At 57.5% G+C, this 13,193-nt stretch carries 14 protein-coding genes; 9 read left to right on the top strand and 5 right to left on the bottom strand.

What is annotated here, in order from left to right:
- The first annotated feature begins 40 nt into the window (after nucleotides 1-40).
- Both IE061_RS09165 and IE061_RS09170 read left to right on the top strand, forming a co-directional pair.
- A complete protein-coding gene (locus IE061_RS09165) occupies nucleotides 41-253 on the top strand; it encodes a DUF1127 domain-containing protein (protein WP_193461462.1) in 213 nt (70 codons plus the stop codon).
- A complete protein-coding gene (locus IE061_RS09170) occupies nucleotides 240-1,115 on the top strand; it encodes a PhzF family phenazine biosynthesis protein (RefSeq protein ID WP_193461463.1) in 876 nt (291 codons plus the stop codon). The genes IE061_RS09165 and IE061_RS09170 overlap by 14 nt, the downstream gene beginning before the upstream one ends.
- On the opposite strand, the gene IE061_RS09175 is transcribed toward IE061_RS09170, so the two are convergent.
- Nucleotides 1,102-2,085: a LysR family transcriptional regulator gene (locus tag IE061_RS09175; RefSeq protein WP_193461464.1), complete on the bottom strand. Its 984-nt coding sequence runs from the start codon at nucleotides 2,083-2,085 to the stop codon at nucleotides 1,102-1,104. The genes IE061_RS09170 and IE061_RS09175 overlap by 14 nt on opposite strands.
- A 160-nt stretch (nucleotides 2,086-2,245) precedes the next feature.
- On the opposite strand from IE061_RS09175, the gene IE061_RS09180 reads away from it, so the two are divergent.
- Genes IE061_RS09180 through speB form a run of 7 tightly spaced genes read left to right on the top strand, consistent with a single transcriptional unit; the run spans nucleotide 2,246 to nucleotide 8,394 of the window.
- Nucleotides 2,246-3,073 (top strand): transporter substrate-binding domain-containing protein, encoded by an 828-nt coding sequence (locus IE061_RS09180; RefSeq protein WP_193461465.1) that lies wholly within the window; start codon nucleotides 2,246-2,248, stop codon nucleotides 3,071-3,073.
- A 49-nt stretch (nucleotides 3,074-3,122) separates the two neighbouring features.
- Complete coding sequence (locus IE061_RS09185) at nucleotides 3,123-3,779, top strand: amino acid ABC transporter permease (RefSeq protein ID WP_144980790.1); 657 nt, start codon at nucleotides 3,123-3,125, stop codon at nucleotides 3,777-3,779.
- 13 nt (nucleotides 3,780-3,792) lie between these two features.
- Entirely contained in the window at nucleotides 3,793-4,512 is a 720-nt protein-coding gene (locus IE061_RS09190) for an amino acid ABC transporter permease (RefSeq protein ID WP_193461466.1), read from the top strand.
- The gene (locus tag IE061_RS09195; protein ID WP_308429524.1) at nucleotides 4,499-5,317 is read left to right on the top strand and encodes an amino acid ABC transporter ATP-binding protein; all 819 of its coding nucleotides are present in this window, start codon (nucleotides 4,499-4,501) and stop codon (nucleotides 5,315-5,317) included. Before IE061_RS09190 ends, IE061_RS09195 begins: the two co-directional genes overlap by 14 nt.
- Nucleotides 5,318-5,357: 40 nt before the next feature.
- Nucleotides 5,358-6,077, top strand: coding sequence for a DUF1989 domain-containing protein (locus tag IE061_RS09200; protein ID WP_230478424.1), 720 nt, complete (start codon nucleotides 5,358-5,360; stop codon nucleotides 6,075-6,077).
- A 21-nt stretch (nucleotides 6,078-6,098) separates the two neighbouring features.
- Nucleotides 6,099-7,388: a M20 family metallo-hydrolase gene (locus IE061_RS09205; RefSeq protein WP_193461467.1), complete on the top strand. Its 1,290-nt coding sequence runs from the start codon at nucleotides 6,099-6,101 to the stop codon at nucleotides 7,386-7,388.
- 10 nt (nucleotides 7,389-7,398) lie between these two features.
- Complete coding sequence (gene speB, locus IE061_RS09210) at nucleotides 7,399-8,394, top strand: agmatinase (RefSeq protein ID WP_193461468.1); 996 nt, start codon at nucleotides 7,399-7,401, stop codon at nucleotides 8,392-8,394.
- Nucleotides 8,395-8,438: 44 nt separating this feature from the next.
- On the opposite strand, the gene IE061_RS09215 is transcribed toward speB, so the two are convergent.
- The 4 genes from IE061_RS09215 to aptA all read right to left on the bottom strand — a co-directional run bounded on the left by IE061_RS09215 (nucleotide 8,439) and on the right by aptA (nucleotide 12,943).
- The gene (locus IE061_RS09215) at nucleotides 8,439-9,104 is read right to left on the bottom strand and encodes a histidine phosphatase family protein (protein WP_193461469.1); all 666 of its coding nucleotides are present in this window, start codon (nucleotides 9,102-9,104) and stop codon (nucleotides 8,439-8,441) included.
- Between the two features lie 62 nt (nucleotides 9,105-9,166).
- Complete coding sequence (locus IE061_RS09220; RefSeq protein ID WP_016915179.1) at nucleotides 9,167-9,787, bottom strand: TetR/AcrR family transcriptional regulator; 621 nt, start codon at nucleotides 9,785-9,787, stop codon at nucleotides 9,167-9,169.
- Nucleotides 9,788-10,042: 255 nt separating this feature from the next.
- The gene (locus IE061_RS09225; protein WP_039175116.1) at nucleotides 10,043-11,539 is read right to left on the bottom strand and encodes a CoA-acylating methylmalonate-semialdehyde dehydrogenase; all 1,497 of its coding nucleotides are present in this window, start codon (nucleotides 11,537-11,539) and stop codon (nucleotides 10,043-10,045) included.
- A 30-nt stretch (nucleotides 11,540-11,569) separates the two neighbouring features.
- Entirely contained in the window at nucleotides 11,570-12,943 is a 1,374-nt protein-coding gene (aptA, locus tag IE061_RS09230; RefSeq protein WP_193461470.1) for an omega-aminotransferase AptA, read from the bottom strand.
- Between the last annotated feature and the right edge of the window lie 250 nt (nucleotides 12,944-13,193).

Here is a 13,193-nt window from a genome sequence, read left to right on the forward strand (position 1 = left end):
TAGTCCTGCAGCCCATCGCCATGCCCCTGGAGGATTCGCCATGCCACGCTTCAGTCTTGCCCAGCTCCGCTGTCAGCTACGTCTCCAACTGCATCAGTACCGCCACTACCGCCGTAGCCGCCGCCAGCTACTGACCCTGGATGACCGGCTGCTCGAGGATATTGGTATCACCCGCGCCCAGGCAGCCCAAGAAGGCCATAAAGCGTTCTGGAAACATACGTCCCTTGAGGAGACTCCCCATGAAAAGTGCTGACTACTACCTGCTGGACGTCTTTACCGAGCAGCCATTTACCGGCAACCCGCTCGCGGTTTTTCTGGCGTCCGATGAATTGGACACCTCCACCATGCAGGCCTTGGCCAATGAACTGAATCTGGCAGAAACGGTGTTTTTGAGTGCCGCCACGCAACCGAACCACTATCCAATGCGGATTTTCACGCCGACGAGAGAACTCCCGTTTGCAGGCCACCCAACAGTGGGTGCCGCACACTTGCTGGCAGCATTGGAACTCGCCAACCCCGCTCACCCCCTGGTGCTTCACCCACCCATTGGTGCGCTGACGGTTCGCTACGAAAACGGCCAGGCCATGTTCACGACGTCGCAACCAGCCCTACTGGCCGCCAGCCCGATCGACCGGCTGACGGCCGTTGAGCTGCTGGGGCTCGATATCCATCAGGTGATAGGCGACCCCGTCATGGCCTCCCTGGGGCTGCACTTTCATTTGATCGAGCTGGCCGATGTGAAGGCGCTGGAGAGCGTCCATATTTCATCGGCACTTTGGGCCAGTGCCGTGATGACCAGCGAGGCCCCCCAAGTTTATCTTTACGTCATCGAACGACACGAGGCGACCCGCACGGTGATTCGTAGCCGCATGTTCTGCATGCATGCCAGCCTTTGCGAAGACCCCGCAACCGGCAGTGCCGCCGCCGCCCTGACCCACTATCTGGCATCGCTCACCAGCGACGCACTGCATTGCACGATTCATCAAGGCATTGAAATGGGCCGTCCCAGCATCATCGAAACGGCTGCGAATGGCCATCTCGAAGCTGGGCATGTGCAAGTGGGAGGGCACGCCGTTCTGGTGGGCAAGGGAACCATGAGGCTCAATGCCCACTAGGGGGCGGTTTATCAGCCATCGTGGCAGCATGAGCCAGCAGTTCATCTCCTTTATATTCCTCGACGAGATGCGACTTCTGCCAAAGCTTGGCCACCAGTTCCTGAATGAAGCTTCTCACAATGAGCGATGGACGACGCCCAGCCCGAGTCACCACACAAAAAGGTGACGCAATCTCGACCTGGTCCGGCAAGAGCGCTTTGAGCTCCCCTCTCTCTACCCAATGGTTGGCATAATAATGGGGCAAGTTTCCAATAAAATGACCGCTTAGAATAAGCAGCGCCTGCGCCTCCATATTGGAGGCATGGGCACCCACCTTGGCATTGGGAAAGCTTTTCAGTTCTTGCAAATTGGCATAAGGACGAACTACGAAGGGAAACTTGATCACATCAGCAACTGTTAACTGGGCGCTATCATGATGAAAAAGCGGATGCCTTGTTGCACAGTACATCCCGTGTACCTCGGTATAGACCTGCCGATGCTGCAAGCCTTCCATCTGCGCCGTTTCCGGCAAGATACCGAGTTGCACGGCACCATTGGCGATTTCCCCGATCAAGCGGTCAGGACTGCCTACCGTAATATTGAGCCGTGCTTTAGGGTTTTTGCGCAGAAACTCACCAATTACGCCCTGCAGATCAAGATCGATATCCATGATGGTGTTATCCACCACACCCAAGCGCAATGTTCCGTAAACCGCACTACGCAACTCGCTCATCTCGCTGTCAAAATCGTCTACGGATGAAAGCAACATCTTTGCGCGCTCGTATACGATGGCACCCCGCTCAGTCAGCTCAAATCCTTGTCGACCCCGGTGGCATACGGTGAACCCTACCCGCTCCTCGAGTGCCCGAATGTGGAAGCTGATAGCGGATTGACTCATATGCAGCGCTGTTTGTGCACCGGCAAAACCACGATGTTCGGTCACCGCAAGGAAAACGGAAAGGCTCTTGAGATCGGCGGCTGAGAGCTTCATTAGCGTGCCCTACGTTAGTGCAAATCACATCAATAAAATGGGTACGAACATCTAAAGATAACAGTTTTATTGTTGCATAGCGCCTGCTTTACTCAAGGTGTTCTTGTTCAACAGGCCTTCGCCTTTTGATTCGAGTATCACCACTCTGAGGAGCATCCCCATGCAACGCATTCCAACGATTACTGCAGGTCTCCTACTTGGCGTCAGCTTTGCCTCCACTGCCCATAGTGATTTGCTAGAAGACATACGCTCTGATGGTACTTTCACCGTAGGCACGGAAGCACGCTTCGCCCCGTTTGAATATATAGAAGACGGCGAAATCGTCGGCTACTCCGCCGATATCATGGAATACATCATGGAAGAGCTGGAAGGCGTCGAGCTGATCCGTATGGATCTACCTTGGCAAGGTATTTTGCCGGGCCTGGAGCGCGAACGCTTCGACTACGTGATTACCTCGGTCACCGCCACCCCGGAGCGTATGGAGCGCTACCACCTGAGCGCTCCTATTGCCGATGCCACCATGGCCATTCTAAAACGCGCTGGCGAAGAGAACATCAACTCACCTGAAGACCTTGCTGGCAAAGTAGCCGCCGCTCAATCGGGCTCTGCCCAGTTGGCCGCTCTGGAAGCCTTGGCGGCTGAACTTGAAGAGGCAGGTACACCCATTGCCAACATACGAACCTACACAGGCGTCGATGAAGCCTACGCTGAGCTGGGTACCGGTCGTGTCGATGTGGTCATCAACAGCTTGCCCAATCTGCTCGAAGCCGAACGTACTCGTCCAGAGGTATTTGAAGTAGTCGGCACCTTCGGCGATCCGGTCTATTTCAGCTGGGCTGGGCGTAACGACGAAGAAAGCGCTTCGCTGAATGCGTTTATGGATGAGCAAATTCAACGCCTCAATGAAGACGGCACACTCAATGAGCTACAGGAAAAATGGTTCGGTGGCCCGATGGATCTGCCTTTGGAACTGCCAGCGACCGAGTAAGACGGCACGCAGTTCGTATAGCCGATTCGTTTCTCTTTAAGGGTGCACCATGTTTGAGATTCTACTCAACCACTACCCTGTGCTGCTCAAAGGCTTGACCACCACTCTGGTGGTCTCGCTTTCCGCCATCGCGCTGGGGTTGGTACTTGGCGTTTTGCTGGCCTTTGGCTTGACCAGCCGTTACCGCTTGGTACGTTGGCCTTGCGGGCTTTACCGCAGTTTTTGGCGTGGCACCCCCATTTTGTTGCAACTGTTGTTGGTCTATTACTTGCTGCCCGACATCGGTATTGAGATCGCACCCATTTCAGCCGCTATTTTGACGTTAACGCTCAATACAACGGCCTTTCAGGCGGAAATCTTCCGCAGTGGTATCAGCCATATTCCCATAGGGCAGATAGAAGCGGCACGTATGGCAGGCATCTCCATTTGGCAAATACGGCGGCGCATCATCATGCCCCAGGTGTTTCGCCTGACCTTGCCGCCCTTGACCAACGAGATCATCACGATTCTCAAAAACTCGTCGCTGATTTCAGTGATTGCGGTGACGGAGCTCATGCGTGTCAGCGAACAGATCGTGTCGCGTACTTTTCAGCCGCTAGAGACCTACCTTGCTGCGGCCATGCTGTATCTCGCCGTCAATCTTGTACTGGCACGCATCAGTGCTTACCTGGAACGCCGTATGAACGGCGGCCTAGCCACCGAATAGGGGAGTGTCCGTCATGTTCGATATTGCCCTGCTTTGGGAAATGCGCGGCCTGATTCTGCAAGGACTGTGGAATACGCTATGGATATGTTTTTTAGGCTGCTTACTCGCCCTTTCTTGGGGGCTGGTATTAGCGGCGCTACGGCTGGCTAACCCACGCCTTTTCGGATATCCAGTAGCTTGCTACGTGGAGATATGCCGTGGCACACCGTTACTTATTCTGCTGTTTTTGCTCTATTACGGCGGCCCCAGTGTTGGTCTGAGGCTTGATGCCGAAGTTGCCGGTGTCTTCGGTATTGGGCTGTATGGCGCAGGCTACTTCGCGGAAATTTACCGTGGTGGCTTCAAATCCATTCCCAAAGGCCAACTGGAGGCAGCGCGAATGCTCGGCATCTCCCCTTGGCACGCGCTAATACGCATTCAGATTCCTCAAATGGCCCGCCTGATCGTACCGCCAAGCACCAACCAGCTGATCATCCTGGTGAAAGAGTCTGCTCTGATTTCGATCATTTCAGTGGATGATCTGACCAAAAACGCTACCACGATCGTCAATCAGACGTTCCAGGTCATCGAACCCTACTTGGCGGTTGCATTGCTTTACTGGCTAATGATTGAACTGGTCGCCCGAGGTGGCTATGCGCTGGAAAAACGCTTGGCCAATCGTCGACCACGCCACACCTTTCACAAGAGCTCTCACAAGAACGCCCACAAGGACCCTGCCCATGCCAACGGCTGAGACCCTCTCGATACCTTCGCCTAGCCCTCGCAAAGCTATTGTCGAGGCTCACGGTATCAGTAAGCAGTTTGGCGAGCTGGAAGTGCTGTCCAACATCGACTTCAGCCTTGCGCCTTCCGAAGTGGTCTGTGTGATAGGCCCTTCCGGTTCTGGTAAATCCACCCTGCTGCGCTGTCTGGCTTTTTTGGAGCCCTACGATCACGGCAGCGTCTATATCGACGGCCAATTATTGGGCTATGAGGATCGTAGCGGCAAGCGTGTGCGCACCAGCGAAAGGCGCGTGGACGAAGTGCGCGCCCCAGTGGGCATGGTGTTCCAGCACTTTCATCTATGGCCCCACCGCACGGCACTTGAGAACGTCACCGAAGCGTTGCGTCTGGTCAATGGGCTGTCTCGCAGCGATGCTGATGTAGCTGGCATGACCATGCTCGAACAGGTGGGCCTTGCTGACCGCGCAGGGCACTTTCCAGAAAGTCTCTCCGGTGGCCAGAAGCAGCGCGTGGCCATTGCCCGAGCCCTGGCCATGAAGCCCCGCGTCATGTTCTTCGATGAACCCACGTCGGCGCTTGACCCTGAATTGGTCGGCGAAGTGCTGGATGTCATGAAAGCGCTTGCCGCAGACGGCATGACCATGGTGATTGTTACCCACGAAATGGGCTTTGCCGCCAAAGTTGCTGATCGCGTGATTTTTATGGATCAAGGTCGCGTAGTAGAGAGCGGCCCTCCCAACACGCTATTCCGTCAACCCAAAAGCGAACGCCTTCAACAGTTTCTCAACACCTGGCGCGAGCGCCATATCGACTGATTCTGCCACCGAAACATCGTTCACTCCCCTGGAGCATCACATGAACTCTGATACACGCTTTGACCACGCCCGCATCGAGCAACTGCCGCGCAGTAACAGCGAACCTTGCGGCCATAACCACAGCCTTGAAAACCCCATCTCCCCTGATGGTACGCCAGTGTTAGGCAAACGTTACGAAGTCGCCGCCCGTGGCGGGCGAGCGGTACGTTTAAAGGCTGGGCAAACCATCCGTATCATCAATACGCACGGCACCCAAGTGTGTGATACCTGGGCGTTCAGCACCGATAACATCAACGAGTTCATGTCCTGGGAGCACGGCCGTGCCTGGCTGAGCGCGCTTATTCCCCAGGTAGGCGACCCACTGATCAGCAATCGTCGCCGTCCGATCATGACCCTTACCGCCGACACCTCACCAGGCATTCACGATACGCTGATGGCCGCCTGCGACCTGTTCCGCTATATGACTCTGGGTGTCGAGGGCTATCACGACAGCTGCGCCGATAACCTGAGGTTAGCCATGAAAGCCATCGGCGTAGATGTCCCCGAGGTGCCCCAGCCGCTCAATTTATGGATGAACATTCCCGTGAATGCGCAGATGAAGGTCGACTGGTGCCCACCCGTTTCAAAAGCTGGCGACTATGTCGAGCTGCGCGCTGAGATGGACTGTATTGTCGCAATGTCCGCCTGCCCGCAAGACATCATTCCCATCAACGGTGCAGACTGTGTGCCTGTCGAGGTACATTTCGAAGTCTACGAATAACAAATCCGTCAGGAGAGCCCCATGCAAAGCCATACCCCGTATCCAGCTGACCGCGCATTGGTCGACATCAAGGCGATAGCAGGCGCAGTCGACCCAGAGCGTTTAGCCAATGACTTGGCAACGGTGGCCAAATTTGGTGCTCGTTCAGATGGTGGTGTGGCGCGCCTTGCGCTCGACGATAACGATACCAGGGCCAGGCTTTGGCTCATTGAGCAGGCCAGTGCACTGGGGGCAACGGCAAGCGTGGACGCCATCGGCAACGTGTTTCTCGACGTACCCGGTAGCGACCCTACGCTCGATCCCGTCGTCACGGGAAGTCACTTGGACAGCCAGCCGACCGGCGGCAAGTACGATGGGGCGCTGGGCGTGCTGTCCGGGCTGGAGGCGCTTCGCGCGCTAAAACGAGCGGGGTTTGCTCCACGCCGCCCGCTATCACTGGTGAGCTGGACCAATGAAGAAGGCGCGCGCTTCTCACCAGGCACCTCCGGTTCCGCAGTCTTTTGTGGTGTACGTAGCCTGGAGGAAACGCGCTCAGTCAAAGACAGTGAAGGCGTAAGCCTTGGGCATGCTTTGGATACTTGCCTGGCAGAACTGGACGCCGCCGGTGTACCGCGCCGCCCTTTGGCAACGCCCATGCACTCCTTTCTGGAATTGCATATTGAGCAAGGCCCCATTCTGGAGCGCAGCGGTGCTGCAGTGGGCGTTGTCGAAGGTATTCAAGGCGTCAGTTGGTTTGAAGTCACGGTCATTGGAAACGCTAACCACGCAGGCACCACCCCGCGTGCCATGCGCCGCGATGCGCTAGAGGGCGCCTGCGCACTGGCCACGGCATTACGAGAAAGCGCGAAAGACAGCGAAGACCGAGTACGCTTTACCATTGGCAAGTTCGCCGTTGGCCCTGGTTCGGTGAATACCATTCCCGACCAAGTGACCTTCAGTATCGACTTACGCCACCCAGAAGCGGCCACGCTAAAAGCACTGGAAGCCGAATTCAATCAGCTCGCTCAGCAAACCTGGGCGGGTTGCCAAGCCACTCTGACACCGATATCGCGCGTCGAGCCCGTCGCCTTTCCCACGACACTCACCGCCTTGCTTGATAACACAGCAAACGCACTGGGCATGGCTGCGCCACGTTTGGTATCAGGAGCCTTTCACGACGCCATTCATCTCGCCAGGCACTGCCAGACGGCCATGCTGTTTGTACCCTGCCGCGATGGCCTGAGCCATCACCCCGATGAGCACACCAACCTCGACGACGCTGTCGCAGGCACTCAGTTACTGGCCGCCAGCCTGGCGAGCTTGAGCCAATAAGGAGAGCGACATGGCAAAAGGCACCCGTGGCACTCGCCGCAATGCCGCCACCGGCGAAAGCTACCTACCACACCAGGAGCCACGCTATCGTGAAATAGCCAGCTTCTTACGTGCGCCGCTAGCCGACTCATTGGCTGAACTTGATATTGCACTGGTAGGCATTCCTTTTGATGGCGGCGTCAGCAATCGTCCCGGCACCCGCCATGGACCTCGTGAAATTCGCAATCAATCAAGCATGATGCGAAGCTTGCACCATATTACCCGCCAGGATCCCATGGCTCAGGCGCGAATTGCTGACATCGGCGACGTTCGCTTTTCATCGATTTACGACCTTGAGCAGGTCTCTAACGATATTGCCGATCATTATTCCGCTATTCGTCGTGCGGGCGTTATGCCGCTCAGTATTGGTGGCGACCACTCGATCACCTATCCCATTCTGCGGGGCTTAGCGGCCGATGGCCCAGTAGGACTGATCCATATCGATGCCCATACCGACACCTGGGATGAATTTCAGGGCTCCAAATTTCACCACGGAGGCCCCTTCCGGCTCGCCTGTGAGCACGGTTTGATTGACCCTAAACGCACGGTGCAGATCGGTATTCGCGGCGCACAAAACACCACCCAAGGCTGGGACTACTCCGATGCAACTGGCATGCGGGTGATGTTTATGGAGGAAGTGGATGCACTGGGTATTGAAGCGGTTATCAGCGAGGCTAAGCGCGTGGTGGGAGGTGGCCCGGTCTACCTCTCCTTCGATATCGACAGCATCGACCCCGCGTTCGCGCCTGGCACCGGTACACCAGAAGTCGGCGGACTTACCAGCCTGCAGGCACTCAAACTGGTGCGAGGTTTTCGCGGCCTACCACTGATCGGTGCCGATGTGGTGGAAGTCTCTCCACCGTTTGATCACACGGGAAATACAGCACTGCTGGGAGCGACCATCATGTATGAGCTGCTGTGCTTGATGGCTGAGCAGGTGGCAACTGGTGAAGGGCACACACGATGACGCTTTAGCCATCGGCAACTTGGCGAAGCGTCATTACGCGGGTGCTACAAACAAGGTGGATTACCACCATTAATCGCCGGCACAATCTCAAGAACGCCTAATAAGTCGCTGCCTTCCACCCCGCGCGGCGCCAACACCATCACGCCCGCTTCCGGCAGGCTGGTGCCGGAGAGGACACTTCCGAAAATCATTTGAGCCGGAGTACGGTGGCCCACGAGTACACGATTTTTTCCCGGCGCCATTGGCTCACTAAACAGACGCCGATGTTCAGACAGAACCCAGTCAAGACGACCGCGGGAATAATCATCCGCGAGCAGGCTATCGGTCACGCTCACTCTCTCGACACCGAACGCCAGTTCAGCGGTATCACGCGCACGGTACACCGGGCCAGACAGAATAGGTTCCTCGACCGGAATGCCCAGCTCCTCGATCCGTTTACCTAGCTCAACCGCCTGTTCGCGGCCCATTGATGAGATATTGCGCTGCCCCTCTCGCCCGGCGCTATCGTTATAGGTATCGCACTGCTGACCAGAGGTATCGGCATGGCGGATATACATCACCAGCCCGCCTTCACGAAGGCGTTCCAACAGTGCTGTGCCCTCGTCGGATTCAATGCTGAATGCCCGAACGGCTGGCTGAGCATAAGCACCTTGAGCACCGACACTGCTCACAGCCAGTATCGCGAGAAGCCCAAGCAGAATTCTTGCCATTGGAACATGCCCCCTTGTTTTGGGATCACGGTACGTCACACCCGAACATCGTGACGTACTCCTCAAGCCGTCAGCCCAATTCCTCTCAAAATCACCGAGGTCACCGACTGCACGGCTTTTTCGAACTGCAGGTCGTCCAGCGGTTTATCGTCGTTGAGCAGGTAGATCTGGTAGTCGAAGTCGGCGTAGTGCTGGGTAGAGGCCCAGATCATGTAGAGCAGGTACGAAGGCTCGACGGGGTTTATTTGGCCGGAGTCGATCCACTCGCGGATTTTCGACTCTTTCAGCTTGGCCCATTCATAGAGGTTGTCGCGCAGCCGCTCCTTGAGAATTGGGGCGCCCTGCATCACTTCGGCCGCCCATATCTTGGAACCGTGGGCGCGGTAGCGGGAATGATTCATTTTGGCGCGAATGTAGGTGGAGAGAACCACCCGTGGGTCGTCGTACAGCTCGAAGCAGAGCGCGTCCTGCTTCCACACCTCCAGCAGCGCCAGCAGCACCTCCTGGTAGAGCGCCTTCTTGGTCGAGAAATAGTAGTGCACGTTGGACTTTGGCAGGTCGGCCAACTGGGCAATGTCGCCCATGGAGGCACCGGCGTAGCCTTTTTCGGCAAACAGCTGCTCCGCCGCTTGAAGGATTTTCTTGACGTTGGTTTGCCGTATTTCGTCCTGTGTTCTCGCCACGCTGATGTCCCTTTGCAACCGTCCGCTCAGAGAGTGTTTACAAACTACTGCGCTAGGCCATGCGGCGTTGAAACCAACCTCAAAATGCTCATTTACACCTCGTAAACTGCGCTTTTTCGGCTGATTTCGCCTTGCCTGGCCGTCCCTCGTGACATTTGTAAACACCCTCTCACAATACGCACCAAAAACTGCACCACCGCCCCACGAGGATGCAAGGCGGTGGTGCAGAGAAGATGGCGTAGTTAGCGCATCGCGTCAACGCTGGTTGGTGGGAAACGAGAACTCCGCCCGAGTGGCTTCGCTGACGGAGGGCCAGCGTTGGGAAACCGCTTTGCGGCGGGTGTAGAAGCGCACCGAGTCTGGGCCGTAGGCGTGGAGGTCGCCAAACAGAGAGCGCTTCCAGCCGCCAAAGCTGTGGTAGGCCACCGGCACGGGCAGCGGTACGTTGACCCCTACCATGCCCACTTCGATACCGTCGGTGAAGCGGCGGGCGGCTTCGCCATCGCGGGTGAACAGGCAGGTGCCGTTGCCGTATTCGTGGTCGTTGATCAGCTGCATGGCGTCGTCCAGGCTGCCGACCCGCACCACGCAGAGTACCGGCCCGAAGATCTCTTCCTGGTAAATGCGCATCTCCGCAGTGACGTGATCGAACAGACAGCCACCGACGAAATAGCCCTCCTCATGGCCAGCCACGCTCAGGCCGCGCCCATCCGCCACGAGCGAAGCGCCAGCGTTAACGCCGTCTTCGATAAACCCAAGCACTTTATCGCGATGTTCAGCGGTGACCAGCGGGCCCATATCGAGGCCTTTATCGGTACCGGGGCCCACCTTCAACTGGGCGATCTTGGGCAGCATGGTGTCGACCAGACGGTCGGCGGTTTCATCCCCCACGCACACCGCCACCGAAATCGCCATGCAGCGCTCGCCGCAGCTGCCGTAGGCGGCACCCATCAGTGTGTTGGCGGCGTTTTCCAGGTCGGCGTCCGGCAGAATCACCGCGTGGTTTTTAGCGCCACCCAGCGCCTGAACGCGCTTACCTGCCGCCGAGCCACGGGAGTAGATCGCCTCTGCCACGGGGGTAGAGCCCACGAACGAAATGGCTTTCACGGCCTTGGCATCCAGCAGGGTTTCCACCGCTTCGCGACCGCCATGCACCACGTTCATCACGCCTTTGGGCAGCCCGGCCTCCTGCAACAGCTCGGCCACGGCCATGGCGGCCGACGGGTCTTTTTCGGAGGGCTTGAGGATAAAGGTATTACCGCAGGCAATCGCCATGGGGTACATCCACAGCGGCACCATGGCGGGAAAGTTGAACGGCGTAATGCCCGCCACCACGCCCAGCGGCTGGAAGTTGGACCAGGCATCGATTCCCGGCCCCACGTTGTGGGAGTACTCGCCTTTCAGCAGCTCCGGCACGCCACAGGCGTATTCGACGTTTTCAATGCCACGCTTCAACTCGCCCATGGCATCTTCCACCGTCTTGCCATGCTCTTCGCTGACCAGCTGCACCAGGCGGTCGGCGTGCTCTTCCAGCAGTTGCTTGAAGCGGTACATGACCTGGGCACGCTTGGCGGGCGGCGTATCACGCCAGGCAGGAAACGCCGCCTGAGCCGCAGCAATGGCTCGCTCCACATCCGCTGCGCTGGCATCCGCCACTTGGCGAACCACCTTGCCCGTGGAAGGGTTGGTCACGTCCAGCGTACGCTGGCTTTCCACCAGCTCACCATTAATCAGGTGGGAAACAACACTCATCATGAAACTCCGAAACAGGGTGGGCCTGGGTTATGCCAGGGAATCCAGGGTACTGGCGACGGCATCGAACAAACGCTCAAGCTCGGCTTCCGTGGTGCCAAAGGGAGGGCCGAACTGCAGGGTGTCGCCGCCGTAGCGCACGTAAAAACCGGCTTCCCACAACGCCATATGGGCATCGCGGGGGCGAATCGTCGGGTCGCCGTTACGCGGCGCAAGCTGCAGGGCACCGGCCAGGCCGTAGTTGCGAATATCGACGATATGTTGGCGGCCTTTCAGGGCGTGCAACTTCTGCTCGAACACCGGGGCAATCGCACTGACCTGCGCGGGGAAGTCCTCACGCTCGAACAGTTCCAGCGCCGCCAGGCCAGCGGCACAGGCCACGGGGTGAGCGCTGTAGGTGTAACCATGGGGAAACTCGATGGCATGCTGCGGGCCACCGGCGTGCATGAAGGTGTCGAAAATCTCCCGAGAGGCGATCACGGCCCCCATGGGCACCGCCCCATTGGTGATCTGTTTGGCCACGTTCATGATATCCGGCGTGACGCCAAACGCTTCGGCACCGGTGGTGGCGCCGCTGCGGCCAAAGGCGGTAATGACTTCATCGAAAATCAGCAGAATATCGTGGGCGGTGCAGATTTCCCGCAGCCGGTTCAAGTAGCCCTTGGGCGGCACGATCACCCCCGCCGAGCCCGACATGGGCTCCACGATCACCGCCGCAATGGTAGAAGCATCGTGCAGGGCGATTTGATCCAGCAGCGCATCGGCCAGCTCAGCGCCGGTTTCCGCTTGGCCACGGGTATAGGCATGGCCCGCTTGCAGCGTATGGGGCAGGTGCGTCACGTCCATCAACTGGCCGTAGTGCTTGCGGTTACCGCCAATGCCCCCCAGGCTGGTGCCGCCGATATTCACCCCGTGGTAGCCCTTGGCGCGGCCGATCATGCGGGTTTTTTCCGGCTTACCTTTTAACCGCCAATACGCCTTGGCCATCTTGACCGAGGTATCGGCGGCTTCTGAGCCGGAGTTGGTGAAAAACACGTGATCCAGCCCAGCAGGCGTTAAGCTGGCGACCTTTTCCGCTAATTTGAACGCCAGCGGATGGCCTATCTGAAAGCCGGGGGCAAAATCCAGCGTGCCCAACTGCGCCGCTACCGCTTTTTGAATCTCTTCCCGGTTATGGCCCGCCCCGCAGGTCCACAGGCCAGAAAGCGAATCGAACAGCTTGCGCCCCTGGTCATCGATGTAATAACGCCCTTCGGCGCCCGCAATCATGCGCGGGTTGGCGCGGAAATCGCGGTTCGCGCTGAACGGCATCCAGAAATGCTGGTTGAGGGCGGTGCCTGATCCAGGCTGCTCAGCCGTCTTTTCCGCTGACTGGGCGGTTGTTTTACTTTTTAAACCAAACATAGTGTCCAGCTCCGTCGCTATGAGACATGCCCTCAGCATGCGCCACCCACTACGTTTATAAAATCATGCTTTTCTTTCGCTCACGTTAGAAAACTCATACGTAATAGAGTATCAAACAGCGCCTACCCATCTTGACGGGACGATTCAAAGCGCCTAATTCTTATATTTATACGAATAAATACAACAAATCAGTGGAACACGCCTCAGTTGCACTCACTTAGCGAATGCGCTCACTAGCGCTGTCGCTGGC

Source organism: Vreelandella hamiltonii (assembly GCF_014651795.1).
In the GTDB taxonomy this organism is placed as follows: domain Bacteria; phylum Pseudomonadota; class Gammaproteobacteria; order Pseudomonadales; family Halomonadaceae; genus Vreelandella; species Vreelandella hamiltonii.

Coding starts and splice junctions, on each gene's coding strand:
- IE061_RS09165 (WP_193461462.1), top strand. CDS start 41: ATGCCACGCTTCAGTCTTGCCCAGCTCCGCTGTCAGCTACGTCTCCAA.
- IE061_RS09170 (WP_193461463.1), top strand. CDS start 240: ATGAAAAGTGCTGACTACTACCTGCTGGACGTCTTTACCGAGCAGCCA.
- IE061_RS09175 (WP_193461464.1), bottom strand. CDS start 2,085: ATGAAGCTCTCAGCCGCCGATCTCAAGAGCCTTTCCGTTTTCCTTGCG.
- IE061_RS09180 (WP_193461465.1), top strand. CDS start 2,246: ATGCAACGCATTCCAACGATTACTGCAGGTCTCCTACTTGGCGTCAGC.
- IE061_RS09185 (WP_144980790.1), top strand. CDS start 3,123: ATGTTTGAGATTCTACTCAACCACTACCCTGTGCTGCTCAAAGGCTTG.
- IE061_RS09190 (WP_193461466.1), top strand. CDS start 3,793: ATGTTCGATATTGCCCTGCTTTGGGAAATGCGCGGCCTGATTCTGCAA.
- IE061_RS09195 (WP_308429524.1), top strand. CDS start 4,499: ATGCCAACGGCTGAGACCCTCTCGATACCTTCGCCTAGCCCTCGCAAA.
- IE061_RS09200 (WP_230478424.1), top strand. CDS start 5,358: ATGAACTCTGATACACGCTTTGACCACGCCCGCATCGAGCAACTGCCG.
- IE061_RS09205 (WP_193461467.1), top strand. CDS start 6,099: ATGCAAAGCCATACCCCGTATCCAGCTGACCGCGCATTGGTCGACATC.
- speB (WP_193461468.1), top strand. CDS start 7,399: ATGGCAAAAGGCACCCGTGGCACTCGCCGCAATGCCGCCACCGGCGAA.
- IE061_RS09215 (WP_193461469.1), bottom strand. CDS start 9,104: ATGGCAAGAATTCTGCTTGGGCTTCTCGCGATACTGGCTGTGAGCAGT.
- IE061_RS09225 (WP_039175116.1), bottom strand. CDS start 11,539: ATGAGTGTTGTTTCCCACCTGATTAATGGTGAGCTGGTGGAAAGCCAG.
- aptA (WP_193461470.1), bottom strand. CDS start 12,943: ATGTTTGGTTTAAAAAGTAAAACAACCGCCCAGTCAGCGGAAAAGACG.